Origin of the sequence: Streptomyces sp. NRRL F-2664 (genome assembly GCF_000719345.1) — a bacterium.
GTDB lineage: Bacteria > Actinomycetota > Actinomycetes > Streptomycetales > Streptomycetaceae > Streptomyces.
This window is the reverse complement of the sequence record NZ_JOFX01000026.1, coordinates 1-25,454: the sequence shown is the minus strand read 5'-3', so window position 1 is coordinate 25,454 and position 25,454 is coordinate 1. Positions and strand designations below refer to the sequence as shown.

The window sequence follows — 25,454 nt, the reverse complement described above, 5'->3', positions numbered from 1 at the left end:
GGTGGCCGCGGGGTCCCGCCCGGCCGGTGGTCCTGTCGGCAGGACCACCGGCCGGGCGCGCCCGGGCGAGGCCCGTCCTGGCACTCCCCCGTACCGGCCGGTCCGGCCCCTCCCGCTGCCCGGGCGCGGCGGTCAGTCGCCGCGCCCGCCGGCACGCCCGGTACGGACCGCCGCGGCGACAGCGTCGGCCAGGGCGGGCACCTCGGCGGCCTCCAGCTGGGACACCGTGAGCCGCACACCCGGTCCCGTCTCGACCCGGAAGACGGCCCCGGCGGCGACGGCCCACCCCGCGGCGAGCAGCCGCGTGACCGCCACCGTCTCGTCGGCCACGGGCACCCAGACGTTCAGGCCGCTCCGCCCGTGGGCCGGCACCCCCCGCTCCCGCAGGGCCTCGACCAGCGCGTCCCGCCGCTCCGCGTAGGCGCGTGCGACCGCGGCCCGGTCCACGGCATGCGAGGACCACAGCTCGACCACCGCGTGCTGCAGGAGCCGGCTCACCCAGCCGGGACCCAGCCGCTGGCGTCCCCGCACCCGGTCCAGGGTCACCTCGTCACCCGTCAGGACGGCGAGCCGCAGGTCCGGCCCGTACGCCTTGGCCGTCGACCGGATCAGCACCCAGTGCCGGGTGGCCCCGGCCAGCGGGTGCAGGGGCAGGTCGACGATCCCGTGCCCGTGGTCGTCCTCGACCAGCAGGACGCCGGGGTGCCGCGCGAGCAGCTCCCGCAGGACTACCGCCCGCCGGGCGCCCACCGCGGCCCCGGTCGGGTTCTGCGCCCGCGAGGTCACCACCAGCGCCCGCGCGCCGGCCTCCAGGGCCCGGGCCACCGCGTCGGGCCGGGGGCCGTCGTCGTCCACCGCCACCGGCAGCATCCGCAGGCCGAGTGCCGGAACGAGGTCCAGCGCGCCGCCCCAGCCCGGGTCCTCGACCGCCACCGCGTCCCCGGGCCGCAGGTGGGCGGCCAGGACCCGTTCGATCGCGTCCAGCGCGCCCGACGTCACCGCGACCGGCCCGGGCGGCACCCCGTCCTCGTCGAAGCCGGCCCGGGCCATGCCCGCCAGGTCCGGCGCGACCGGGTCCGCCCCGTAGAGGGCAGGCTCGCGTTCGTGGCGCCGGGCGGCCGCCGCGAGCGCTCCGCCCAGCGCGGGCAGCAGCCGCACGTCGGGATTCCCCTGCGCGACGTCCCGCACCCCGGCGGGCACGGCCATCCGCAGCGCCTCCCGGGGAGTGCTCGCCGGGCGGGAACGCACCCGACTCCCGCGCCGCCCGTCCGTTTCGATGACCCCGCGCTCGCGCAAGGTCCTGTAGGCGGACGCGACGGTGTTGGGGTTCACGCCCAGCACGCCCGCAAGCTCCCGCATCGGCGGCAGCAGCGATCCGGGCGGGAGCGCACCCGATGCCACTCCCGCTTCGACACTGGCCGCGATTTCGGATGTGCGGCGCCCTGTGATCCGATACTCTCCTAGCACAAACCACATTATGCACTAGTGCAATGGAGTCCGCATCATGACCGCGACGCCCGCCACGGAGACGACGCAGAGCACCGGGACGACCGGTGCGTACGAGCCCACCGACCGCACGGTCCCCAGCCGCTCCCGCGACCGGGCGCGCTACGACCGCGAGACGGTCCACTCGATACTCGACGAGGCCTACGTCTGCCACCTGGGCTTCGTCCGGGACGGTGCGCCGGTGGTCCTGCCCACGCTGTTCGCACGGGTTGGGTAAGCGCTCTACATGCACGGCTCCACCGGCTCGCGCCCGCTCCTCGCGGCCGGCCGCACCGACCCGGGCCTGCCCGTCTGCGTCACCGTCACCCATGTCGACGGCCTGGTGCTGGCCCGCTCCGCCTTCCACCACTCGCTCAACTACCGCTCGGTGGTCGTCCACGGCACCGCCCGCCAGGTGACCGACGAGGAGGAGTGCCGGACGGCGCTGGACGCGATGATCGACGCCGTCGCCCCGGGCCGCTCCGGCGACGTACGGCCGGCGAACGCCAAGGAGCTCGCTGCCACCGCGGTGATCCGGGTGGACCTGGACGAGGTGTCCGCGAAGCTCCGTACGGGACCGTCGAACGACGACGCCGAGGACCTCGGCCTGCCGCACTGGGCCGGCGTGGTCCCGGTCGGCACGGTGTACGGAACCCCCGTGCCGGCCGCGGACCTGGACCCCGGCATCGCCGTCCCGGCCTACCTCACGGCGCTCTGAGGAGACCGCCGTCCCGCGGCGGGTCCGGTCGCCCCGGCGCGTCCGGCGGGCTCGGCAGGCCCGCCCGCCGAACGGCGGGATTCCGCGACGATCAGCGCGCCGACCGCCGCCAGCAGCAGTACGGTGCCGAGCACCACGGCTCCGGTCAGCCGCTCGCCGAGCACGAGGACGGCGATCACCGCCGCACTCACCGGCTCGATCAGCATGATCACCGACACGGTCGCGGCGCGCACGGCCGCGGCGCCCGTGAAGTAGAGGGCGTACGCCAGGGCCGTCGGCACGGTGGCGACGTACACCAGCAGCCACAGCACCCGGACCGGCTCCCCGGTGTGCGGCAGCAGGCCCTCCGCCCCCGCGAGCGGCAGCAGGCACACCGCGCCCACCGCGACCGACCAGGCGGTGGTCACCAGCGGGTCCCCGCCCGCCCCGCGCCGCCCGAGGCGGCGGGCCCGCAGGGTCATGCTGGCGTAACCGGCCGCCGAGAGCAGCGCCCAGCCGACGCCGAGCGGGCGCACCTCGGTGCCGCCGCCGCCCAGGACGAGGACGACGAGGCCGGCGAGGGCTCCCAGGACGGCGACCGTGCCGCCGCGGCCCAGTCGCTCACCCATCCAGCGACGCGCTCCGAGCGCGATCAGCACGGGCCCGGCGCCGAGGGTGACCACGGTGCCGACGGCCAGGCCGGTCTCGCGCACGGCGGCGAAGTAGGCGGCCTGGAAGAGGGTGAACAGCAGCCCGGTCACCACGAGGGAGGCCACGGAGGGCGTGACCGCGGGCCGTGCCCTGCGCAGCCCGGGGCAGGCCCGCCGGACGGCGAGCACCCCGAGCAGCACCAGGAGCCCGCCCGCGCACCGCCAGAAGGACAGGGCGAGCGGGCCGAGGTCACTGGCCAGGAAGAGGAGCGAAGCGGCCGCCCCGGCGGTGCCCCAGGCGGCGCCGGCGATGACGAGGTACAGCAGACTGCGCCCGGCAGCGGGCGAGAGGTTCGACACGTGTGTTCTCCGTGCGTGCGTGAAGGATGAGGGATCGGTCATCGCTTCGCGGGCAGCACCGGCGCGCCCGGGGGCTCCCCGGGCGGGGCCGTCGTCGGGGGGCGCCGCCCGCTAGGACGCGGGCGGGGAGAGCACGGTCGTATACATGCCCGTCACCCTAGGCCCTCGTGGGTTCGCGGTCCACCGGGACCGGCTCCGCCGCGGGCCCGGGCGCCGGGCGGGAGGACTGGGCGATGAAGGCACCGCCGAGGACCAGGGCGCCTCCGGCGATCTGCCAGGTCGAGAGGTGCTCGCCGAGCAGGATCCAGGCCAGCACGGTGGCCACGACGGCTTCGAGGAAGGCCACCACGCCCGCGACCTGCGGTGAGAGCCGACGCACCGAGACCACGCCGGTCACGTAGGCGAAGACCGTCGCGACGAGCACGACCCAGCCGAGCAGCAGCGGCGCGGCCACCATGGTTCCGCCCACCGAGGCCTCTCCGCCCAGAACCTGCCAGTCGATCTCCCACGGCCGGGCGATCACCGTCATCACCAGGGCGCCGATCAACATGCCGTAGGCGATCACACCGAGCGGGTCGGGGGCGTCCGCGCCGTCGGCGCCCTGGTCGGCGAAGACGAAGTAGAAGGCCTGGCAGCAGGCCGCGGCGAGGCCGAAGAGCACACCGAGCAGGTCCAGGCTCAGCCCGGCCCAGATCTCGACCACGCAGGCCAGGCCCACGACGGCGACGGCCGCGCCCGCGGCGGCCCCGCGCGTCACGGGCTTGCGCTGCACGAAGCGGATGTAGCCGAGGAGCAGAGCCGGGCCCAGGTACTCCAGCAGCAGGGCCACGCCGACGGGGATGCGGGAGAGGGAGGCGAAGTAGAAGGCCTGCACACCCGCGACGGCGACCAGGCCGAAACCGGCGAGCAGTGCGGGCCTGCGCAGGAGGAGATCGCGGTGGCGCCAGGCCAGCGGCGACAGCACGAGCGCCGCGCCGGCCACCCTGAGCCAGACCATGTGGAGGGGGTCCAGACCCGCCTCGATCAGCGGCTTCGCAGCCACTCCGGAACCACCGAACGCGAACGCCGAGACGAGCGCGAGGCTCAGTCCGGCGTTTTTCCCTGACGCTTGCATCCGGCCATCATGACAGGGCAAGTCAGGAGCGTCACTGCTGTGACACCTGTTGAGACAGACCTGAGATCACGTCCGCGAGCCGACGGGATCTGACAGGTCGTCAGTATTGAATGTTCCGGTCGCCAGGACTACCTTCCGCGCACGTGTCCGACGAGAAGGGGTGGTCGCATGGCAGAAGTCACCGCGGAATCACGCATCGAGGCGCCCGCCGCGAAGCTCTGGTCCCAGCTGACGGACTGGGACGCGTACGGGCAGTGGAGCACGACCCACACGAACTTCCCGCAGGGCGGCCCCCGGGCCCTGGCCGTCGGAACGACCTTCGCCGAGAACATGAAGATGATGGGCTTCCCGGCCGAGGTCGTATGGACCGTCTCCGAGCTGGAGGACGAACGCCTCTTCGCCATCACCGGCAAGGGCCCGATGGGCGTCGCCGTCCTGACCCGCTACACGCTCACACCGGACGGCGGCGCCACCACCGTCCGCATCGACGGCGAGTTCACCGGCGCCGCCGTCTCGCTGATGGCCGGCAAGCTGAAGGACTCGGCCACCGCGGCGCTGAACGAGTCGCTGCGCAAGCTGGCCGGCCTGGTTGCCTGACCCCGCCCGAGACCACCGCACACGAAGAGCGGCGCGCCCGCGACCGGGAGGTCGCGGGTGCGCCGCTCGCCGCGCGGATGCGTGCGGGCTCGTGGCCCCGTCCGGGCTCAGTGCTCGTCGGCCAGGATCAGGTACAGCTTCCTGCGGGCGTCGTTGAGGACCGCCAGCGCCTTCTCACGCTGTTCGGGCGACCCGGTCCGGAAGACTTGCCCGAAGGCCTCCATCAGGCCGGCCCCGGCCTGCCGGACCTCGTGCATCGCCTCGGGGTCGAAGCCCCGCCCGGCATCCGCCCAGGGTGCGTCCGGTCCGGCCTCGGCCTCCGCCCGGCCGGCGTGGGTGAGCGTGAACAGCTTCTTGCCCCCCTCGCTCTGGCTGCTGATGAGCCCTTCGTCCTCCAGCAGGCTCAGCGTCGGATAGACCGAGCCCGGGCTGGGTTTCCACGCCCCGCCGCTGCGCTCGCCGATCTCTTGGATCATCTCGTAGCCGTGCATCGGCCGATCGACGAGCAGCGCCAGGATCGAGGCGCGTACGTCGCCCCGCCGGGCCCTGCTCCGCGGCCCCCCGCGGCCGCCGCGCCCGCCGAAGGGCCCTGCCCCGAACGGCGGGCCGAACGGGCCGAAGGCCGCGCGGAACCCCTGGCGCCCCCCGCGGAGTTCGGGCCCGCAGTGGCCGTGACCCCGTCCGCGCTCGTGACCATGGCCGCGCTGTCCGTGCTGTCCGTGTGAACGCATGTCTGCGCCCCTTTCGTCCCATCGTGTCGGTCATCGTCGGCACTCCGACGACACCTCCACTGTCGCTGACCGATCGCGATGTGTCAACGATATATCGGTAAGCCCTCTCCGAACATGCTCGAACAAGACCAGTCACCCGGGATTGGCCTTTGTCGATGATCAAGAAACGGTCCTACCGTCGGTCCATGCGCATCCGAATCGTCGACGCCTTCACCGACCGCCCCTTCCGCGGCAACCCCGCCGGAGTCCTGCTCCTCGGCGAGGGCGGCTTCCCGCCGGACGCCTGGCTCCAGCAGGTGGCGTCCGAGGTGAACCTCTCCGAGACCGCCTTCGCCCACCCCCTGCCGCCCGGCGGGCCCGCCGACTGGGCGCTGCGCTGGTTCACCCCGGCGGCAGAGGTCGACATGTGCGGCCACGCCACGCTCGCCACGGCGCACGTGCTGGCCACCGCCGGTCTGGCCGACGGACTGATCCGCTTCACCGCCCGCTGCGGAGTCCTCACGGCCGAGACCGCCGAGGACGGCACGATCACGATGGACTTCCCGACGTCCTCGCTGACCCCGGTCCCGGCACCGCCCGCCGTGCACCACGCGCTCGGCGGAGCGCCGATCCTCTCCGTCCACGACACCGCCGCGCACATCGGCGACCTCCTCATCGAACTCGCCGACGAGAAGACCGTCCGCGAGCTGGAGCCGGACCACGGCGCCCTGCGCGCCTTCGCCCGGCGCGGAGTCATCGTCACCGCCGCCGCCGAGGACCCCTCCCGCGGCTACGACTTCGTCTCCCGAGGCTTCTTCCCGGCCTTCGGGATCGACGAGGACCCGGTCACCGGCAGTGCCCACACCGCGCTCGCGCCGTTCTGGGCGCAGCGTCTGGGCCGCGCGCGCCTGACCGGCCTGCAGGGCGGCGCCCGGCAGGGGCTGGTACGGGTGACCCTGGCGGGCGACCGGACGCTGTTGACCGGCCACGCCGTCACCGTGCTCGACGGCGAGCTGCTCACCGCCCCGTGACCGGGACGCGGGGTGGAACAGTGATGCCGAGGCGCCGTCGGGGCCGGTCAGGCCGCGGGCCCGCCCCGCTTCCGGCGGTCCGTCCTCGACCGCGCTCTCGCGTCGGCCTTCGCACGGGCCGCCTCGCGCCGCTTCCGCTCGTTCTCGGTCCAGGCGTCGGAGTCGATGCGCTTGTGGTAGATCTGTTCCGGCTCCGCGGCGCCGAGGTGGACCGTCCACAGCCACAGGACGGCCGAGATCACGAAGAAGGTGACCGCCAGGCCCAGGTAGGAGCCGATCTCCTCCGACTCCGGGACGCCCTCCTCGTGCAGGAATCCCGGCACACCGGAGACGAGGGCGTTCACCCACCAGGCAAGGGCCCCGTTGAACAGCACGAGGGCGATCCAGTAGGCGACCCGCATGCTCCTCGCGGGGCCCGTCAGCTCGCCGAGCAGCAGCAGGCGCCGTAGCGAGACGGGTCCCGTCCGGTGCTGTTCACCCGCGTCCGCCTTGGCCCGGCGCACCGAGGCGTAGAGGTCGTCCAGCCAGCGGCCCGGCTCCGGCCGGGGGGCCGGGCCGTCGGTCGGGGCCAGCTCCTTCGCCTGGATCCAGCCGGTGATGAACTGGATCTCCATGTGGGCCTTCTCCAGCCGCCGGCGGTAGTTGTGGTCGGCGCTGCGTGCCTCACGGCGGTCCCGGATGAGGAGGCTCGCTCCGCCCACGAGGCCGCTGATGACGGGCACGAAGAACGGGGCGAACGACACCAGGGAGTCCATGACAGCCACCGCGCGCCTCCTCACTCCCCCAGCGTCGCACCGCTGCGGCCGGCGGCCCCGCCCTGAGGGGCCGATCGGGTGCGCCGCCGCGTCAGGGCGTGGGCAGCCAGCCCACCTTGCCCGCGAGCAGGGCGTACCCGCCGAAGGCCACGATGTCGAGCAGCGCGTGCGCGGCGACGAGCGGCCCCACCCGTCCCCAGCGGCGGTAGGCCAGGACGAAGACGACGCCCATCACGACGTTGCCGATGAAACCGCCGATGCCCTGGTAGAGGTGGTAGGAGCCGCGCAGCAGCGAACTGGCGGCGAGCGCCGCCAGGGGCGACCAGCCGAGCTGGTCGAGTCGGCGCAGGAGGTAGGCCAGCACGATGACCTCCTCCACGACCGCGTTCTGGATCGCGGAGAGGATCAGGACGGGGAACTTCCACCACACGTCGGGGAGGGCCTCCGGCACCACCGTGAGGTTGAAGCCGGCGGCCCGCGCCCCCAGGTAGAAGGCCAGGCCCGCGCTGCCGATCCCCGCCGCGACGAGGGCACCGCGGCCCAGGTCCCACAGCGGCCGGGTCCGGTCGAAGCCCAGTACGCGCAGCCCCGGGGCCCCCTCGCGGGTCAGCAGGTGCGCCACCAGCAGGACGGGCACCAGGGCGCTCGCGATACCGAACAACTGCCAGGCCAGGTCCAACCAGGGCCGGCCCGGGGCGTAGGAGCCGTTGAGGGTGGCGGCCTGGTCCTTCAGACCGCCCGGCTTGGTCAGGGAACCGATGAAGCTGATCAGGGCCGAGACCCCGCTCGCCCCCAGCGACAGGGCCAGGACGAGCAGGGTCTCGGTGCGCAGGAGGTCACGCCGCCCGTCCTCACCCAGCTTCCCGAACACCGGCTCCGGCTCAGCCCGCACGCCCGACTCCCGTCCTGCCATCCCGTTGCGACGACCCCATACTGCCTCGTCGGCCGGGCGAGCGGATCACCGAAGGGGGTGACGGGGGCTCAGCGCACGACGGGCACCGCCGCGCTCACCTCCTCCGCCAGCCCCACGGGCCAGGTGTGCACGGGGTCGCCCCGGTGCATGAGCTGGCTGTAGCGGCGGGTGGTCGCGGCCAGGGCCTCGTCCCGCTCCAGACCCGCGGCGAGCGCCCGGTGGTAGGTGTCGACCTGCCACGTCGCGCCGTTCACCCGCCGGCGGCAGCGCTCCTCGATGATGCCGAGGTAGTGGTCGCGGTCGGCGGGTTCGATGCCCCAGGCGTCCAGGCCCGCTGCCGCCATCGGCAGCAGTTCGTCCAGGACGAGCCGGACCGCCGGAACGCTGACCAGGCCGCCGGCCCGGCCCCGGCGCGGCCACCGCAGCCGCGCGTCGATCCCGTACCGGCAGGCGGCGTCGAAATTGGCCTCCGCCTCGGCGAAGGGGAGCCGCGTCCACACGGGGCGGGGTTCGTCGGCGAGGGTGCGGACGAGCCCGTAGTAGAAGGCGGCGTTCGCGACGACGTCGGTCACCGTGGGTCCGGCCGGCAGCACCCGGTTCTCCACACGCAGGTGCGGCACCCCGTCCGCGACGCCGTAGACGGGCCGGTTCCAGCGGTAGACGGTGCCGTTGTGCAGCACCAGCTCCTGCAGGCTCGGCACCCCGCCGCCGTCCAGCACGCGCAGCGGCTCCTCCTCGTCGCAGATCGGCAGCAGGGAGGGGAAGTAGCGGACGTTCTCCGCGAACAGCTCGTACGCCGAGTCCACCCACCGCTCCCCGAACCAGGTGCGCGGCCGCACGCCCTGGGCCTGGAGCTCCGGCGGCCGGGTGTCGGTGGCCTGCGTGAACAGCGGCGGCCGCGACTCCCGCCACAGCTCCCGCCCGAAGAGGAAGGGCGAGTTGGCGCCGACGGCTATCTGCGCGGCGGTCACGGCCTGTGCCGCGTTCCACACCGCCGAGAAGCGGGCCGGCGTGACCTGGAGGTGCAGTTGTACGGAGGTGCAGGCGGCCTCGGGCACGATCGACCCGGAGGTCCAGATCAGCCGCTCGACGCCGTCGATGTCGAGGGTGAAGTCCTCCCCGCGCATCATCAGGATCTGCTCGTTCAGCAGGGAGTAGCGGTCCACCGCGGAGAGGTTCGCGGCGACCAGGTCCGCACGGGAGATGGTCGGCAGGATCCCGATCATCACCACTCCGGCGTCGATCTCCGCGGCCTGCCGATGGGCGTAGCCGAGGCCCGTGCTGAGTTCTTCGGCGAGCTGGTCGAATACCCGGCCGCCGAGCCGGTGCGGCAGAACGTTCACCTCCAGGTTGAACATTCCCAGTTCGGTCTGGAAATCGGGGCTTGCAATCCGCTCCAGCACCTGCGCATTCAGCATGCGCGGCATCCCGTCCGTTCCCGCGAGATTCAGCTCGATCTCCAGCCCCATCATGTTCTTCGGGCGATCGAACCTCTTCTCCGCCAGAAGTCGCTCCAGTCCCTCCAGACACTCGTGGAGTTTCCTTCGATACCGCTGCCGATCGGACAGGTCGAATCCGCCCGCCACGACCTTCTCCCCCATCGAAGCGTCCCTCCTCGAGTGGCCCGGGGCACCCAGGCGCGCGTTACGGTCGATGATGCCCCGGCAAGGTGATCCATAACGCAGCGGGGCGGTGCGTGGCGAGGAGCGCGCGCCGGGTTGGCCGAGGGGCGCTCGGGCACATTCACCTGGCAAGGCGCTCCACGCAAATTCCGCGTGGAATGTGACCGCCTCGGAAAACGGGTGCTTTCCAGCCGAGCCCCCTTCCGGTAACCTCCGAGGTCAGCGCGGCCCGTTCGCGCACATCCGGCATGAATGCCATGTCAGCGGGACCGGTAAGCGCCTTGTCGGCAATAGTCGGGACAGCTAGCCGAAACACTGCGTGAACACATGTCGTATAAACTCCGCAAACGAGGCAGAGAGTTGGCGCGCGGCCATTGCCCCTCGGCCCCCCTCTGGCCCCAGAATGCGACAGCGCCGTCCCCGCACCTGCCCCCCTTTCCACAGGTCTCCCAAGTGAGAGGCGACCCACCATGCCGCTGCATGTCCCCCCGGCTCCCGCACCCGCCCTGCGCAGCGTCCTCGCGGCACTCGGTTCCCCCACCGCCGTCCACGAGGCGCACACTCCGTCCCTGCGCGCGCTCCAGGGGCCGCTGACCGCCGAGCTGCCCCTGCCGGTCCACGTCCTGGACCGGCTGAACCTCACCGACCTCGCGTCCTGCGGGCGGCCGCCCCGTACGCGCCTCGTCGGATGGCGGTTCCTGATCCGCAGCGGGGACCGCCACGTCGCGGCCGCGGACACCCGGCTGACGCCCGACGGCTGGGCCTTCTCGCACTTCTTCGAGGGCCCCTACGTCGCCGCCACCGAGCGCGCGCTGCGCCAGGCCGAGCTGCTCGCCACCGGCTACCAGCCCCGGCTGCTGTCCGTTCCGGAGCTGTACATGCTGACGCTGTGGCTGCACGGGGCCGTGGGCGCGGACCCGGCTGCCGGACTGCCCGCCGGGGAGGACCTGCTGGTGCCGCTGGCCCCGGCCCCGCCCGGCATCGCCGCGTACCGGCCGCATCCGGTCTCCGAGCTCCTGCCCGTGCTCACTCATCGGCTCACCCCCGCGACGGCGCCGCTGCCTCCGTCGCTGGCCGCGCCCGCAGCCTGACCCGATTGACCCATTCGGCCTAGCCCGCCCGGGTCACCTGCGAACCATCCGAAATGACAGGGCAGTTGGCCTGAACCGCCCGCACGAGTGATGCGTCATCAATCCATGAGGACAGCTGCCGGGAAATCCCTGCGAAGCAGCTGTCGTGGGGGAACACTGATGGCAAGCGCCCCGCGGCTGCGGGGATGACCCAGGGGGACGGCCATGAGCCAGGTATCGAGCCGTAGCACTCAGACCACACCGCAGCGAAAGAACGCATCCATGTGCCAGCACCAGCCCGCCTGCCCGTCTGCCGAATCCGCCGACCGGGAGGCCGCACGCCCCGTGGCCAACCACCCGGAACAGGGCTGGAGCCTGCTGTGCAACGGTGTCCTGCTCTTCGAGGACACTGGTGAGCTGCTGCCCGACGGGCAGATCATCGCCCCGCACCGCCCGCTCGCGGCGGCGTAGGCGACGGGTCGGACGACGAAAGGGGCCGGACCGGGAGGGTCTCCCGGTCCGGCCCCCTTTCGTCATGTCACCCGACGGACGTCACGGGCGGGCGCCTCAGTTGTCGTACTCGTCCAGCGGCGGGCAGGAGCACACCAGGTTGCGGTCGCCGAACGCACCGTCGATGCGGCGCACCGGCGGCCAGTACTTCTCGGCGGCCGTGACGCCGCCCGGGAAGACGGCCTCGTCCCGGGTGTACGGGTGGTTCCACTCGCCGCCCAGCGCCGCGGCCGTGTGCGGGGCGTTGGCGAGCGGGTTGTCGTCGGCCGGCCATTCGCCCCCCGCCACCCGCTCGATCTCGGCGCGGATGGCGATCATCGCGTCGCAGAAGCGGTCGATCTCGGCGAGGTCCTCGGACTCCGTCGGCTCGATCATGAGCGTGCCGGCGACGGGGAAGGACATCGTCGGCGCGTGGAAGCCGTAGTCGATCAGGCGCTTGGCGATGTCGTCCACGCTGACGCCGGTGGCCTTCGACAGCGGGCGCAGGTCGATGATGCACTCGTGCGCGACCAGGTTGCCCGGGCCGGTGTAGAGCACCGGGTAGTGCGGCTCCAGGCGCTTGGCGATGTAGTTGGCGCCGAGCACCGCCACCTGGGTGGCGCGCTTGAGGCCCTCGCCGCCCATGAGGCGCACGTACGACCAGGAGATCGGCAGGATGCCGGCGGAGCCCCACGGCGCGGCCGAGATCGGGCCGACGCCCGTCTCCGGGCCGGCCGTCGGCTGGAGCGGGTGGTTCGGCAGGTACGGGGCCAGGTGGGCCCGGACACCGACCGGGCCGACGCCCGGACCGCCGCCGCCGTGCGGGATGCAGAAGGTCTTGTGCAGGTTCAGGTGCGAGACGTCGCCACCGAAGTGACCCGGCTTGGCCAGGCCCACCAGGGCGTTCAGGTTGGCGCCGTCGACGTACACCTGGCCGCCGGCCTCGTGGACCTGGGCGCAGATGTCGGCGACGTGCTCCTCGAACACGCCGTGCGTGGAGGGGTAGGTGATCATCAGCACGGCGAGTTCGTCGCGGTGCTGCTCGATCTTGGCGCGCAGGTCGTCCGCGTCGACCTCCCCGTCGTCGGCGGTCTTGACGACGACGACCTTCATGCCGGCCATGACGGCGCTGGCGGCGTTGGTGCCGTGCGCGGAGGACGGGATGAGGCAGACGGTGCGCTGCTCGTCGCCGTTCGCACGGTGGTAGGCGCGCACGGCCAGCAGGCCGGCGAGCTCACCCTGCGAGCCGGCGTTCGGCTGGATGGAGACCTTGTCGTAGCCGGTGACCTCGCAGAGTCGTTCCTCCAGCTCGTTGATGAGCGTGAGGTAGCCCTCGGCCTGCTCCACCGGGGCGAAGGGGTGCAGCTGGCCGAACTCGGGCCAGGTCACCGGCTCCATCTCGGTGGTCGCGTTGAGCTTCATGGTGCAGGAGCCCAGCGGGATCATGCCGCGGTCCAGCGCGTAGTCCTTGTCCGAGAGCTTGCGCAGGTAGCGCAGCATCGCGGTCTCGGAGCGGTGCTGGTGGAAGACGGGGTGCGTCAGGTACGCGTCCGAGCGGAGCAGGCCCTCGGGGAGGGTGTCCGCGACGGTCTCGTCGAGGGCCTCGATGTCGGCGGTGACGCCGAAGGCGGCCCAGACGGCCTCGATGTCGGCGCGCAGCGTGGTCTCGTCGCAGCTGATGGAGACGAGGTCGGCATCGACGCGGTGGAGGTTGACCCCGCCCTCGCGGGCGGCGGCGACGACCTCGGCCGCGCGGCCCGGGACACGGACGGTGATCGTGTCGAAGTAGGAGCCGTGCACGGTCTCCACACCGCCGGCCGTCAGACCGGCGGCGAGCAGCGTGGCGTAGCGGTGGGTGCGGCCGGCGATCGTGCGCAGCCCGTCCGGGCCGTGGTAAACGGCGTACATGCCGGCCATGACGGCCAGCAGGACCTGCGCGGTGCAGATGTTGCTGGTGGCCTTCTCACGGCGGATGTGCTGCTCGCGGGTCTGCAGGGCCAGGCGGTAGGCCTTGTTGCCGTCGGCGTCCACGGAGACGCCGACGAGGCGGCCGGGCAGCGAGCGGGCGTGCTTGTCCTGGACGGCCATGTAGCCGGCGTGCGGTCCGCCGAAGCCCATCGGGACGCCGAAGCGCTGGGTGGTGCCGACCGCGATGTCCGCGCCGAGGGCGCCGGGGGACTTCAGCAGGGTCAGGGCGAGCAGGTCGGCGGAGACGGTGACGATGGCACCGAGCTCGTGCGCCTGGTCGATGACCGGCTTGATGTCGCGGACGGCGCCGGAGGCACCCGGGTACTGGATCAGGACGCCGTAGACGCCGCGCTCGGCGATCTCGGCGGGGATGCCGTCGGAGAGGTCCGCGACGACGACCTCGATGCCGATCGGCTCGGCGCGGGTCTCGATCACGGCGACGGTCTGCGGCAGGGCGTCGGCGTCGACGAGGAAGACGTTGCCCTTGACCTTGCCCACGCGGCGGGCCAGCGTCATGGCCTCGGCGGCCGCGGTGCCCTCGTCGAGCAGCGAGGCGCCCGACGTCGGCAGGCCGGTGAGGTCGGCGACGACGGTCTGGAAGTTCAGGAGGGCCTCCAGGCGGCCCTGCGAGATCTCCGGCTGGTAGGGGGTGTACGCCGTGTACCAGGCCGGGTTCTCCATGACGTTGCGGAGGATCACCGGCGGGGTGAAGGTCCCGTAGTAGCCGAGGCCGATCATGGGGGTGAGGACCTGGTTGCGGTCGGCGAGCGAGCGCAGCTCGGCCAGCACCTCGGCCTCGGTCCGCGCGCCGGGCAGGTCGAGCGCGTCAGCGGTCTTGATCACATCCGGGACCGCGGCGGCGGTCAGGTCGTCCAGGGAGCCGTAGCCCACCTGGGCGAGCATCTTCGCCTGCGCCTCGGCATCCGGGCCGATGTGGCGCTGTTCGAAGGGGATGCCTCGCTCCAGCTGGGAGAGCGGAATGCGGTTGGCGGTCATGTACGGAGGCCTCCTGGTCGTATGACCTGCGAGGGGCACCACGGCGCGGGCACCCGGACGGCCTCCCCCTCTGTCATCTGCACCTGAGAGTTTCACCGGATTCACGGGGGTCTCCCGAGAGATCCGGCTTTCACCGTCGGTGAGGAGGGGGACCGGCACTGCGCGCCCGGCACCCGCCCTGCTTTCCAGAGTGGCCTCGTCCGTGCGGTACGTATGCCTGAGAGATTCCGGGGAGGATTTGCTCCTTCGGCGCCTCCGTCTTGCTCGTTCGGAGGACTCTCCCGCACAGGGTCGACAGCCTTCACCCAGACTACCAGCGGGGTTCAAGGGGTTCCCCGAGTGGCCTCCGCTGCGGAAATGCACTTCTGTAGTCATTACGGAGCAGTTGCGACCATTTGGAGGGACCGTGCAGACCGACATCGATCCGCGCAGCCTGATCGGCCGCAAGGCGTTCGACCGCAACGGTGCCAAGATCGGCACCATCGACGAGGTCTACCTCGACGACGCCACCGGTGTCCCGGAATGGGCCGCCGTCCGCACCGGCCTGTTCGGCCGGGACGCCTTCGTCCCGCTGGAGCCGAGCGAACTGGTCGGCGAGACCCTGCGGGTCCCGTTCGAGCGCTCCCTCATCAAGGACGCACCCGATTTCGGCGTCGGCCGCCACCTGTCTCCGGAGCAGGAACTCCAGCTCTACCACCACTACGGCCTGGACACGACCCTGCCGTCCGACTTCCACCGCGACTTCGGCCGGCTGGCCGGCGACGAGGGCTGAGCCCCTGTCGCGGGACCCTTACGCCACGTCCCCCACCAGCGGCAGCGGGTCGGACGGCTCCAGGTCGGGGTCGTCCACCCGGAAGGTCCGCACCCGCCCGGGCTCCGAGCCCGGCTGCTCGAACCGCACGGTCACCCGGCCGACCCCGCTGCCCTGGACCCACCCGGGCCCGTAGAGGGCGTGCCGTACGTCGCTGCCGGCCGCCCACCGGCGCTCCGCGGCCTCCTGCGGCGCACCGGGCGGCTCGGGCCCCTCCTGCGCCCCCGACACTCCGTCGGCGGCCTCCGGCCCGCCCTGCCCTCCGGCACCGCCCGTAACGGCAGCACCACCCGTACCGGCAGTACCGCCGGTGCCGGCGTCCCCGCCGCCCGACCCCGCGGCGGACGACTGCGCGAAGAGGTCCTCCTGCGTGTAGTCCGCGAGTCCCGTCACCCCCACGCCCAGCAGGCGCACTCCGCCCGTGGTGTCCACCGCTTCCAGCAGCCGAGCGGCGGCCTCCCGCACCACCGCCGGATCGTCCGTGGGCCCGCGCAGCGTCTCGGACCGGGTCAGCGTGGAGAAGTCGTAGCGCCGTACCTTGAGCACGATCGTGCGCCCGGAGTGCCCGGAGCCCCGCAGCCGCTGCACGCACCGGTCGGCCAGCCGCTGCACCTCGCCGCGGATCCGCACCCGGTCGTGCAGGTCCACGTCGAAGGTGTCCTCGACCGACACGGACTTCGCGTCCCGCTCCGCGACCACCGGCCGGTCGTCCAGTCCGAGCGCCATCCGGTACAGCCCCGTGCCGTGGGCGCGCCCGACCATCCTCACCAGCTCGTCCTCCCCGGCCTCCACCAGCTCCCCCACCGTGGTGATCCCGGCCCGGCGCAGGTGTTCCCCCGTGGCCGGCCCCACACCGGGCAGGGTGCGCACGGACATCGGCGCGAGCAGTTCCCGCTCGGTCCCCGGCTCGATCAGCAGCAGCCCGGCCGGCTTGGCCTCCTCCGAGGCCACTTTGGCAAGCATCTTCGACCCCGCCAGCCCCACGGACCCGCTGAGCCCGGTGGCGGCCCTGATGTCGGCCCGCAGCCGCTCCCCCGCGGCCCGCGCCGAGGCCGAATCGTGGGCGGCGCCGCCCGCCTCCAGGTCCACGAACGCCTCGTCCAGGCTGAGCGGCTCCACCAGCGGCGACAGCTCCCGCAGCATGGCCATGACGAGGTCGCTGACCTGCCGATAGAGCGTGAAGCGGGGGATCAGGTACGCCCCGTTCGGGCAGAGCCGGCGCGCCTGCCCCATGGGCATCGCCGAATGCACCCCGAACCGCCGGGCCTCGTACGAGGCCGTGGCGACGACCCCGCGCGGCCCCAGCCCACCGACGATGACGGCCTTGCCGCGCAGGCTCGGCTTCGACGCCTGCTCGACGGAGGCGTAGAAGGCGTCCATGTCCAGGTGGAGGATGGTCGGAGCGGATCTCACGGCACCGATGCTGCCCTACGCCACTGACATCGCGGCGGTCCGCTCCGGCCGGTCAGACGGCGCGGTTGCGGCGGGCCGCCAGCTCGTCCGTCGGATTGTGCCCGACCAGGGTCTCGCCGGTGTCCACCCGTTCGCCGTGCAACTGCGACAGCGCGTTGCGCACGTCGCGCCACACCACGCCGACGGCGATGCCGAAGACGCCCTGTCCACCCTGGAGCAGGCTCACGACCTGGTCCGGCGAGGTGCACTCGTACACGCTCGCGCCGTCGCTCATCAGCGTCATCCGCTCCAGGTCCGCGAGGTCGCGGTCGTGCAGGTGCTGCACCGCCGTGCGGATGTTCTGCAACGCCACACCGGTGTCCAGGAAACGTTTGACGATCTTGAGGACGACCACGTCGCGGAAGCTGTAGAGACGCTGCGTCCCCGACCCGTGCGCGGCCCGCACGCTGGGCTCCACCAGCCCGGTGCGCGCCCAGTAGTCGAGCTGCCGGTAGGTGATCCCGGCCGCGGCGCACGCCGTCGGTCCCCGGTAGCCGATCTGCTCGGGCGCCGGCTCCCCGCCCACCGGCTGGACCGGTGTCGTCTCCGGCTGGCGCCGCGCGGATCCGACCCCACCACCGTGCAGGGGGTACGGCCCGGTGCCGCCACTCCGTACGGGGGTGCCCCCGGTCGTACCGTCGCCCGTGATCCTCACGCCGACCCTCCGTCCTTGACCTGCCCACCTCGAAGGTAGGCAGTCACCAGGGGTGCGTCAACGATCGCCACACTCGGCACGCCGAGTGATAATCACCCTGAGAGTGGTTTCCCGTGTCCGTTCGCGGGGAAAGGCTACTCGAATGGGCGGGAGCCCGACCGGTGATCGTGAGGACGCGGCCTCACTGCGGTCCGGTGCCGAAGTCCTCGGGCGAGATCTGGTCGAGGAACTCGCGGAACTTCTCCACCTCGTCCTCCTGCTCGTCCGGGATGGCGATCCCCGCGTCGTCGAGGACGCCGTCGCTGCCGTAGATCGGCGTTCCCGTCCGCAGGGCGAGCGCTATGGCATCGGACGGCCGGGCGCTCACCTCGACCCCGCTGGCGAAGACGAGCTCCGCGTAGAAGACGCCCTCCCGCAGATCCGTGATCCGGACCTGGGTGAGCTCCTCGCCGACCGCCTCCAGCACGTCCTTGAACAGGTCGTGTGTCAGCGGCCGGGCCGGGGCCATTCCCTGCTGGGCGAAGGCAATGGCCGTGGCCTCCCCCGGACCGATCCAGATGGGGAGGTACCGATCGCCTCCCACTTCACGCAGGAGCACGATCGGTTGGTTGGAGGGCATTTCCACCCGGACACCCACAACGTCGAGCTCGTTCACACAGCAACCCTAGGACGTGCTCGGCAGGTTTGGGTAGTCGGGGCTCCACCTCGACCGGCGCGCTCAGCGCAACCGGACCCCGAGAGCGCTCTGCACCAGGGCTTCGTGAAGCCGCACGGAGAGCCCCGCAAGCTCCTTCATCGTGGCTTCGGCGTGGGCTCTGGTCTGCGGGTTGCGGTGTCGGCGCAGCGGTGCCACCACCTGCTCCACCAGGCCCGCCTCGCGGTCGGCGGCCGCCTTCATGGCCCGCAGGTGCCGCGGCTCGAGACCGAAACGCCCCAGGTCGGCGACGAGCCGGGCCACCGTGACCGCGTCGGCGTCGAAACCGCCGCCCGGTGCCTCGGCGAGCAGCCCGTACGACTCCCACTCCGCCAGCTGGCCCTCGTCCACCCCGAGGGCGGCGAGGAGCTCCGCCCGCCCCACCCGGGTCACGGGGGGACACTCCTGCCCCGTCCCGCCGTGGACGACGTCGGCGCAATCGGCCCGATCGGGGGCTTCGCCGTGCGCGGAGGGTGCCGGGATGCGGATCTGCTCACCGCGTGCGAGCGCGTCGAACTGCTCGCGGATGACCTTCAGCGGGAGGTAGTGGTCGCGCTGCAGCCGCAGGATGCGGGCGAGGCGCTCCACGTCGTCCTCACTGAACTTGCGGTATCCCGACGGCGTGCGCCGGGGCTCGACCAGCCCCTCCGCCTCCAGGAAACGGATCTTCGAGATCGTCACTTCGGGGAACTCGTCACGCAGCGTGGTGAGCACCGTGCCGATGCTCACCAGCCGCCCGGCGGTGCCGGCGGTGCCGTTGCCGGCACCGCCTGTCGGATTGCGCAGCATGGGACCTTCCCTCGGGTACCCCCGGACCCGGTCCGGGGGAGGGTCAGACGCCCCGCAGGCTCGCGTAGAAGACCAGCCGGTACTTGCCGATCTGCACCTCGTCGCCGTTGTGCAGGGCGACGGAGTCGATCGGTTCACGGTTGACGTACGTGCCGTTGAGGCTGCCGACATCGGCCACGGTGAAGCCACCGTCCTGGCTCCTGCGGAACTCGACATGACGCCGGGAGACGGTCACGTCGTCCAGGAAGATGTCGCTCTGCGGGTGCCGACCGGCCGTGGTCAGCTCGCCGTCCAGCAGGAAGCGGCTGCCGGAGTTGGGCCCGCGCCGCACGATGAGCAGGGCGGAACCGGGCGGGAGCGCCTCCACCGCGGCCTGGGCCTCGGGGGACAGCGAGGACGACGCGTGCGTCTGCCCCGACACCTCGGCCTCGTAGGCCTCCAGGCCCGAGATCGAGATGGTGGACGTGGTCTCCGAGGCACGCTCCGGCGTCAGGCCCGCCCGCAGCGGCGCTCCGCAGTTGGAGCAGAACCGGCTCGCCGCATCGCTGCGGTGCCCGCACCTGCTGCAAACCTGCTCGGCCGACATGGACGGCTCCTCGCGCCGCGGCTGCCCCGCGGAGGCATTGGTGGCATACGGGTCGGGGGCAAACCCTCCACCCGCAGTCGAGGTTGATGGTTCACCGAAACCTATGCGGCCGGTACCGGCGGGGTCAACGGACGACGCGCCGGGGACACCCGGAACCTCGCCCGTACCAGCCACCTCGTCGCGGAACAGCGGCCTCTCGGCCTGCGCTTCCGCGTCGCCGGCACGGTGCCTCGCCGCGCCGCTCTCCTCGCGGTTCTTCTTGCCGAACAACTTCTCAAACAACTTCACGGGCGATTCCCCTTGACTGAAACAGACCCGCCCGTGGGGCAGGACGAACTCCGAACGCAGACACCTGCCGACCCGGACATTCTCACAACGTCCGTAACCATCAGACAGTTTCCACCACGCACCGCGACTTCGGTGCGGCGACCCCCCGCGGGCATCAGACCGCGTGAGCCGCTCCACCCTCCACTCCGCCTCATCCCGATGACGACCGAGCGTAGTCAGGCTGCTTCGCAGCCCGCAAGGCATCCACAACGATCTTCGCCGACCGTGTGACGGCCACCGTGGCCTGCTCCTTCTCCAGCGTCTGGACGACACCGCCGGGAATGTTGAGCGCCGGCTCCAGATCCTGCGGCTTCCCGATCACCTTGAACTCGTAGGGTTGTGTGATCTTCTTGCCGTCGATGCCCACTCCACCGTTCTCGTCCGAGAAGTACGAGCCCGCCACGATCCGCACCCCGTTGATCTGGATCGCCTCGGCACCGGCGGCCCGCAGCTCCTGGAGCGTGTCCAGCAGCTGGTCGGACTGCACCTGCCCGGTGGGGTCGGTGATCCTGAGCGTGATCCCCGGCCCCTGTGCTGCCACGGTACCGGCCAGGATGCCCAGTTGACGCTCCTTCTCCACGGTCTGCCGGCGCGCCTCCTCGGCCTGGTTGGAGCTGCTCTCCAGCTCCCGCCGCTGGTCCTCCAGCCTCTGCTTCTCGTCCTCCAGCCGCTTGGTCCGCCCGTCGAGCTCGTCGAGGATCCGTACGAGGTCCTCCTGCCGGGCCCCGCGCAGCGCGCTGGAGTCGCTGTTCGAGCGGACCTGGATGGCCAGTCCCAGCCCGAGGACGAACAGCAGCAGCGCGACGATCAGTTGGGCCCTGCTGACCCGCGGCGGCCACAGACCGGCGGCGAGCCGCTGCCGGCCGGTCTCCTCCGCGACCGGCCCGGCCTGTGCCTTTCCCTCTACAAGAGGCTGTTCCGGGACGTTCGGTTCCTCGGGCGGGGTGTCGTTCGCGCTCATGCCCATCACGCCCGGAACACGTGCCGGCGGATGGCCGCGGCGTTGGAGAAGATGCGGATGCCGAGGACGACGACCACACCGGTGGACAGCTGCGAGCCGACGCCCAGCTTGTCGCCGAGGAAGACGATCAGCGCGGCCACGACCACGTTCGACAGGAACGACACCACGAACACCTTGTCGACGAAGATGCCGTCCAGCATGGCGCGCAGACCTCCGAACACCGCGTCCAGCGCCGCCACCACGGCGATGGGCAGATAAGGCTCCACCACGGCCGGTACCTCGGGCCGGACCAGAAGTCCGACCACCACTCCGGCCAAGAGGCCCAGTACCGCGATCACGATGCACCCTTCTGCTGCTCTGCTGCTGTGGCTGTACGTACGATCAGGCTCGATGCGGCCGGCAACCTGAGCTCGTCGGCCGGGGACAGGGTGGAGCGGATCCCGTAGCTCTCCTGCAGCACATGCAGGTACTGGCCGTCCGCCGACTCCTGGAAGGCCGGCCCGAGCTTCTTCTTGTCCCCCACCGCCAGCACCTCGTACGGCGGCACCAGCGGCCGGTTGTCGACCAGTATCGCGTCACCCGCGGCCCTGATCGCCGACAGCTCCGTCAGCCGCTGCCCGTTGATCGAGATCGCTTCGGCACCGGACTGCCACAGCCCGTTGACGATCTTCTGCATGTCCCGGTCCCGGAGCCGCCCCGTGTCGGAGAAACCACTGTTCTCGCGCGGTTTGCCGCCCTCGCCCGCGGTCGACCCCTTGGCGTCGTCCACGACCAGCTTGATTCCCGGCCCGCGGACCTCGGTTGCCCCGGACAGCATCGCGACGAGCTCGCCCTGGCCGCCGCCGGGCTGCTTGAGGGCGGCACGCTGGCGGGCGGCCACATCGTTGCGCAGCCTGTCGATGTTCTGCTCCAGGCCGTCCGCGCGCTCGTCGGCGCGCTGCACCCGGTCGATCAGCTCCTGGCGCTCCTTGGCGAGGACCGGCGCGTCCACGCGCGCCTCGGCGGCGCCGAGCGTGACGACCATGGCCGTGACCACGAGTCCGGCGGCGAGCCCCAGCTTCGCCTTCAGTGTGCGGGGCAGACCGGCTGTTCCGTCCGCCTCGCGCCGCGCCGTCGCCTCCGCGTATCCCTCGTCGAGGCTGTGGTCCATCACGTGCGTCAGCAGCGACATGGAGGCGTCAGGGCGCGCCGGCACGGAAGAGGCCGGAGTCCGATGGGGGGGCGGCTGCGACATGCCGCACATCGTCGCATGTCGGCGCCGCACACACCGAATGCGTCCGTCCGGTGGGCCGGAAGGGGGACTGCCCTTCCCGGCCCACCGGACGCTTCCTACGTCACTGTCCGCCCGGCGGTCAGTGCCCGGCGCCGTCCACCACGGCGGCCCACTCGTCGAGCAGCGCCTGCGCGGAGGTGTCGTCGGGCCCCTCGGCCCACAGGTGCGTCACGGCCTCCGCGGGGTCCGGCAGGACCAGCGCCCACCGTCCGTCGGCCTCGACCACCCGCACCCCGTCGGTGGTGTCCACCTGCCGGTCTCCGGCCGCTTCGACGACCCGCCGCATGACGAGTCCCTTGACCGCCCACGGCGTCGGCACGTCCCGCTTGAGCACGTGCGCCCGCGGGATCCGCGCGTCGATCTGGCTCAGGGTGAGCTGGGTGCGCGCCACCAGGCCGAGCAGTTGTACGAAGGCCGCGCAGCCGTCGAAGACGCTGCTGAACTCCGGGACGATGAAACCGCCGCGGCCGTCGCCGCCGAAGATGGTGTTCTCGGCCCGCCCGACCCGGGTGAGGTCGTCCGGCGAGGTGGTCGTCCACTCCACCTGGGTGCCGTGGTACGCCGCGACCTGCTCGGCGACGCGGGTGGTGGTCACCGGCAGCGCGACCTTGCCGCTGCGCTTCTCCGCGGCCACCAGGTCCAGCATCACGAGCAGCGCCCGGTCGTCCTCGATGATCCGCCCGCGCTCGTCGACCAGGGAGATCCGCTCGCCCACCGGGTCGAACCGCACGCCGAAGGCCGCCCGTGCCGAGGCGACGATCTCGCCGAGCCGCACCAGGCCGGCCCGCCGGGACTCGGCGCTCTCCGTCGGGCGGGACTCGTCGAGTCCCGGGTTGATCGTCAGCGCGTCCACCCCGAGCCGGCCGAGGAGGCTGGGCATGACGAGCCCGGCACTGCCGTTGGTGGCGTCGACGACGACCTTGAGCCCGGCGTCATTGACCCCCGTGGTGTCCACGCGCCGCAGCAGGGAGCCGGTGTACGCGTCGAAGACGCTGCCCGGGAACTGCAGGTCGCCGATCTCGCCGGGGAAGGCCCGCCGGTACTCCTGTCGTGCGTAGACGCGGTCCAGCTTGCGCTGCTGCTGGAGCGAGAGGTCCGCTCCCCGCTCGTCGAGGAACATGATGTCGACGGAGTCGGGCACTCCGGGCGAGGTCCGCAGGACGATCCCGCCGTCGCTGCCTCTCGCGGTCTGCTGCCGTGCGACCGGCAGCGGGACGTTCTCCAGGTCGCGCACGTTGATCGCGCTGGCCTGGAGGGCGGAGATCACGGCCCGCTTGAGCGCTCGGGCACCGCGGGAGTGGTCGCGCGCCGTGGTGACGGTCGCGCCCTTCTTGAGGGTGGTGGCGTAGGCGCCGGCCAGCCGGACCACCAGCTCGGGCGTGATCTCGACGTTCAGGATGCCGGACACGCCGCGCGCACCGAAGAGGTGGGCCTGGCCGCGGGACTCCCAGATGACGGAGGTGTTGACGAAGGCGCCGGCCTCGATCGTCTTGAAGGGGTACACGCGTACGTTCCCCTGGACGATCGATTCCTCACCGACGAGGCACTCGTCACCGATGACGGCCCCGTCCTCGATCCGGGCCGCGCGCATGATGTCGGTGTTCTTGCCGATCACGCAGCCGCGAAGGTTGCTGTGGGGCCCGATGTACACGTTGTCGTGGACGACGGCCCGGTGGAGGAAGGCCCCGCTCTTGACGACGACGTTCGACCCGATGACGGTGTGCTCGCGGATCTCCACGCCCGCCTCGATCTTGGCGTAGTCCCCGATGTAGAGGGGCCCGCGCAGCACGGCGTCCGGACTGACCTCGGCTCCTTCGGCGACCCACACGCCGGGCGAGATCTCGAAGCCGTCCATCTCGACCTCGACCTTGCCTTCGAGCACGTCGGCCTGGGCCTTGACGTAGCTCTCGTGCGTGCCCACGTCCTCCCAGTAGCCCTCGGCCACGTAGCCGTAGATCGGCCGGCCTTCCTTCATCAGCTGGGGGAAGACGTCACTGGACCAGTCGACGGAGACGTCGGGGTCGACGTAGTCGAAGACCTCCGGCTCCATCACGTAGATGCCGGTGTTGACGGTGTCCGAGAACACCTGGCCCCAGGTCGGCTTCTCCAGGAACCGCTCGACCTTTCCTTCCTCGTCCACGATGGTGATCCCGAATTCCAGCGGGTTCGGTACCCGGGTCAGGCACACCGTGACGAGTGCGCCCTTCTCCTTGTGGAAGCGGATGAGGTCGGTGAGGTCGAAGTCGGTCAGCGCATCGCCGGAAATGACGACGAAGGCGTCATCCTTCAAGGCCTCCTCGGCATTCTTCACGCTGCCGGCGGTCCCGAGTGGCTTTTCCTCGTTGGCATAGGTGAGCTCCATACCGAGCTCTTCGCCGTCACCGAAGTAGTTCTTGACGAGCGACGCCAGGAACTGCACGGTGACCACGGTCTCGTTCAGCCCGTGCCGCTTGAGCAGCCTGAGTACGTGCTCCATGATCGGGCGGTTCGCCACCGGCAGGAGCGGCTTGGGCATGCTCGAGGTCATGGGACGAAGGCGCGTGCCCTCGCCACCGGCCATCACGACGGCCTTCATGTCGGAAGAGTCCTCCTTGAGAGATGACAGTCGTGCCGACTCTCACCCGCCTCGTTCGGTGACTTCGCGACACCTCCGGGTCATCCGGCGTCGGGCGGGTTTCGATCGGCTGTGGCGTCAGCCTTCACCAGTCGGCGGACTTGCACCACGTAAAGGATTCCTGCCCACCAATAGAGGGTTGTACCCCATCCGGCGAACGCCCATCCGAAAACTGACGCCAACCAGGCCAACGAGCCGCTTCCGTCACTGAGCAGGAGCAACGGGAAGGCATACATCAGGTTGAAGGTCGCGGCCTTGCCGAGGAAGTTGACCTGCGGCGGCGGATATCCGTGGCGGCGCAGGATCCACACCATGACCAGCAACATCAGCTCGCGTGCGAGGAGGGCTCCGGTCAGCCACAGCGGCAGGATCTCGCGATAGGTCAGACCGAACAGCGTCGACAGGATGTAGAGGCGGTCCGCGGCGGGATCGAGCAGCCGGCCGAGCTTGCTGATCTGATTCCAGCGGCGGGCGAGCTTCCCGTCGAGGTAGTCGCTGATCCCGCTGAGCATGAGGACGGCCAGCGCCCACCCGTCGTACTCGGCGAGGATCAGCCACAGGAACAGGGGCACGCCGGCCAGGCGAGCCATGCTCAGGATGTTCGGAATGGTGAAAATTCGGTCAGTCTGAACCCGAGTCTCCTGGACCTCCACCCGGGGCCTCCACTGTGACGGTAGAAAATGGTCGTTCGATGCCCCCTGACCCTACAGGAGTCCTCGCAGGTGCCCAGAACGCGGAAAAGCCCCGCACCAGAAGGTGCGGGGCTTTCCCACAATGATTGTTCGGCGGCGTCCTACTCTCCCACAGGGTCCCCCCTGCAGTACCATCGGCGCTG

The 25,454-nt window shown here is 71.6% G+C and carries 23 protein-coding genes, 1 pseudogene and 1 riboswitch; of the genes and pseudogenes, 6 read left to right on the top strand and 18 right to left on the bottom strand.

Annotated elements, in window-relative coordinates; translation table 11 throughout:
• Positions 1 to 132: 132 nt before the first annotated feature.
• Positions 133 to 1,467 carry an aminotransferase class I/II-fold pyridoxal phosphate-dependent enzyme gene (locus tag IF89_RS0122455; RefSeq protein WP_078628445.1) on the bottom strand — a complete coding sequence of 445 codons (1,335 nt, stop codon included), beginning with the start codon at positions 1,465 to 1,467 and terminating at the stop codon, positions 133 to 135.
• A gap of 37 nt (positions 1,468 to 1,504) precedes the next feature.
• On the opposite strand from IF89_RS0122455, the pseudogene IF89_RS38195 reads away from it, so the two are divergent.
• Positions 1,505 to 2,203: pseudogene (locus IF89_RS38195) on the top strand (pyridoxamine 5'-phosphate oxidase family protein).
• Here IF89_RS38195 and IF89_RS0122445 read toward each other — a convergent pair.
• Positions 2,185 to 3,192 (bottom strand): DMT family transporter, encoded by a 1,008-nt coding sequence (locus IF89_RS0122445; protein WP_078628444.1) that lies wholly within the window; start codon positions 3,190 to 3,192, stop codon positions 2,185 to 2,187. The pseudogene IF89_RS38195 and the gene IF89_RS0122445 overlap by 19 nt on opposite strands.
• A gap of 157 nt (positions 3,193 to 3,349) precedes the next feature.
• Positions 3,350 to 4,306 (bottom strand): EamA family transporter, encoded by a 957-nt coding sequence (locus IF89_RS0122440; protein ID WP_043194273.1) that lies wholly within the window; start codon positions 4,304 to 4,306, stop codon positions 3,350 to 3,352.
• 168 nt (positions 4,307 to 4,474) lie between these two features.
• On the opposite strand from IF89_RS0122440, the gene IF89_RS0122435 reads away from it, so the two are divergent.
• A complete protein-coding gene (locus IF89_RS0122435; protein ID WP_030770940.1) occupies positions 4,475 to 4,903 on the top strand; it encodes an SRPBCC family protein in 429 nt (142 codons plus the stop codon).
• 107 nt (positions 4,904 to 5,010) lie between these two features.
• Here the strand turns inward: IF89_RS0122435 and IF89_RS42285 are convergent, their stop codons facing one another.
• Complete coding sequence (locus IF89_RS42285) at positions 5,011 to 5,634, bottom strand: PadR family transcriptional regulator (RefSeq protein WP_078628443.1); 624 nt, start codon at positions 5,632 to 5,634, stop codon at positions 5,011 to 5,013.
• 185 nt (positions 5,635 to 5,819) lie between these two features.
• Here IF89_RS42285 and IF89_RS0122425 point away from each other — a divergent pair, with 185 nt between their 5' ends.
• Positions 5,820 to 6,644, top strand: coding sequence for a PhzF family phenazine biosynthesis protein (locus IF89_RS0122425; RefSeq protein ID WP_030770933.1), 825 nt, complete (start codon positions 5,820 to 5,822; stop codon positions 6,642 to 6,644).
• A gap of 47 nt (positions 6,645 to 6,691) precedes the next feature.
• Here the strand turns inward: IF89_RS0122425 and IF89_RS0122420 are convergent, their stop codons facing one another.
• From IF89_RS0122420 to IF89_RS0122410, 3 genes are all read right to left on the bottom strand, one after another.
• A complete protein-coding gene (locus IF89_RS0122420; RefSeq protein ID WP_158717909.1) occupies positions 6,692 to 7,408 on the bottom strand; it encodes a hypothetical protein in 717 nt (238 codons plus the stop codon).
• Between the two features lie 82 nt (positions 7,409 to 7,490).
• Positions 7,491 to 8,312: a CPBP family intramembrane glutamic endopeptidase gene (locus tag IF89_RS0122415; protein ID WP_420706955.1), complete on the bottom strand. Its 822-nt coding sequence runs from the start codon at positions 8,310 to 8,312 to the stop codon at positions 7,491 to 7,493.
• A 68-nt stretch (positions 8,313 to 8,380) separates the two neighbouring features.
• A complete protein-coding gene (locus tag IF89_RS0122410) occupies positions 8,381 to 9,913 on the bottom strand; it encodes a glutamate-cysteine ligase family protein (RefSeq protein ID WP_030770923.1) in 1,533 nt (510 codons plus the stop codon).
• Between the two features lie 491 nt (positions 9,914 to 10,404).
• On the opposite strand from IF89_RS0122410, the gene IF89_RS0122405 reads away from it, so the two are divergent.
• Together IF89_RS0122405 and IF89_RS0122400 are read left to right on the top strand one after the other, a co-directional pair.
• Positions 10,405 to 11,025, top strand: coding sequence for a hypothetical protein (locus tag IF89_RS0122405; RefSeq protein ID WP_030770918.1), 621 nt, complete (start codon positions 10,405 to 10,407; stop codon positions 11,023 to 11,025).
• 261 nt (positions 11,026 to 11,286) lie between these two features.
• Entirely contained in the window at positions 11,287 to 11,475 is a 189-nt protein-coding gene (locus IF89_RS0122400) for a DUF5999 family protein (RefSeq protein ID WP_030009772.1), read from the top strand.
• Positions 11,476 to 11,571: 96 nt separating this feature from the next.
• On the opposite strand, the gene gcvP is transcribed toward IF89_RS0122400, so the two are convergent.
• Entirely contained in the window at positions 11,572 to 14,457 is a 2,886-nt protein-coding gene (gene gcvP, locus IF89_RS0122395) for an aminomethyl-transferring glycine dehydrogenase (RefSeq protein WP_030770915.1), read from the bottom strand.
• A 195-nt stretch (positions 14,458 to 14,652) separates the two neighbouring features.
• Positions 14,653 to 14,751: riboswitch (glycine riboswitch) on the bottom strand.
• 112 nt (positions 14,752 to 14,863) lie between these two features.
• Here gcvP and IF89_RS0122390 point away from each other — a divergent pair.
• Complete coding sequence (locus tag IF89_RS0122390; RefSeq protein ID WP_030770911.1) at positions 14,864 to 15,229, top strand: PRC-barrel domain-containing protein; 366 nt, start codon at positions 14,864 to 14,866, stop codon at positions 15,227 to 15,229.
• Positions 15,230 to 15,247: 18 nt separating this feature from the next.
• Here IF89_RS0122390 and IF89_RS0122385 read toward each other — a convergent pair whose 3' ends face one another.
• The 10 genes from IF89_RS0122385 to IF89_RS0122340 all read right to left on the bottom strand — a co-directional run bounded on the left by IF89_RS0122385 (position 15,248) and on the right by IF89_RS0122340 (position 25,272).
• Complete coding sequence (locus IF89_RS0122385; RefSeq protein ID WP_078628441.1) at positions 15,248 to 16,681, bottom strand: DNA polymerase IV; 1,434 nt, start codon at positions 16,679 to 16,681, stop codon at positions 15,248 to 15,250.
• A 52-nt stretch (positions 16,682 to 16,733) separates the two neighbouring features.
• Positions 16,734 to 17,375, bottom strand: a complete 642-nt coding sequence (locus IF89_RS0122380) for a MerR family transcriptional regulator (RefSeq protein ID WP_030770899.1) — start codon at positions 17,373 to 17,375, stop codon at positions 16,734 to 16,736.
• Positions 17,376 to 17,556: 181 nt separating this feature from the next.
• Positions 17,557 to 18,030 (bottom strand): bifunctional nuclease family protein, encoded by a 474-nt coding sequence (locus IF89_RS0122375; protein WP_030770895.1) that lies wholly within the window; start codon positions 18,028 to 18,030, stop codon positions 17,557 to 17,559.
• 63 nt (positions 18,031 to 18,093) lie between these two features.
• A complete protein-coding gene (locus IF89_RS0122370; RefSeq protein ID WP_030770891.1) occupies positions 18,094 to 18,858 on the bottom strand; it encodes a MerR family transcriptional regulator in 765 nt (254 codons plus the stop codon).
• 43 nt (positions 18,859 to 18,901) lie between these two features.
• Positions 18,902 to 19,840 (bottom strand): FHA domain-containing protein, encoded by a 939-nt coding sequence (locus IF89_RS47790; RefSeq protein ID WP_234327841.1) that lies wholly within the window; start codon positions 19,838 to 19,840, stop codon positions 18,902 to 18,904.
• An 82-nt stretch (positions 19,841 to 19,922) separates the two neighbouring features.
• Positions 19,923 to 20,732: a DUF881 domain-containing protein gene (locus IF89_RS0122360; RefSeq protein ID WP_030770889.1), complete on the bottom strand. Its 810-nt coding sequence runs from the start codon at positions 20,730 to 20,732 to the stop codon at positions 19,923 to 19,925.
• 5 nt (positions 20,733 to 20,737) lie between these two features.
• Positions 20,738 to 21,070, bottom strand: a complete 333-nt coding sequence (locus IF89_RS0122355; protein ID WP_007262894.1) for a small basic family protein — start codon at positions 21,068 to 21,070, stop codon at positions 20,738 to 20,740.
• Positions 21,067 to 21,975: a DUF881 domain-containing protein gene (locus tag IF89_RS0122350; RefSeq protein ID WP_078628440.1), complete on the bottom strand. Its 909-nt coding sequence runs from the start codon at positions 21,973 to 21,975 to the stop codon at positions 21,067 to 21,069. The genes IF89_RS0122355 and IF89_RS0122350 overlap by 4 nt, the downstream gene beginning before the upstream one ends.
• A gap of 109 nt (positions 21,976 to 22,084) precedes the next feature.
• Positions 22,085 to 24,580, bottom strand: a complete 2,496-nt coding sequence (locus IF89_RS0122345; protein ID WP_030770885.1) for a mannose-1-phosphate guanyltransferase — start codon at positions 24,578 to 24,580, stop codon at positions 22,085 to 22,087.
• Between the two features lie 80 nt (positions 24,581 to 24,660).
• Positions 24,661 to 25,272 (bottom strand): CDP-alcohol phosphatidyltransferase family protein, encoded by a 612-nt coding sequence (locus IF89_RS0122340; protein WP_030770883.1) that lies wholly within the window; start codon positions 25,270 to 25,272, stop codon positions 24,661 to 24,663.
• Between the last annotated feature and the right edge of the window lie 182 nt (positions 25,273 to 25,454).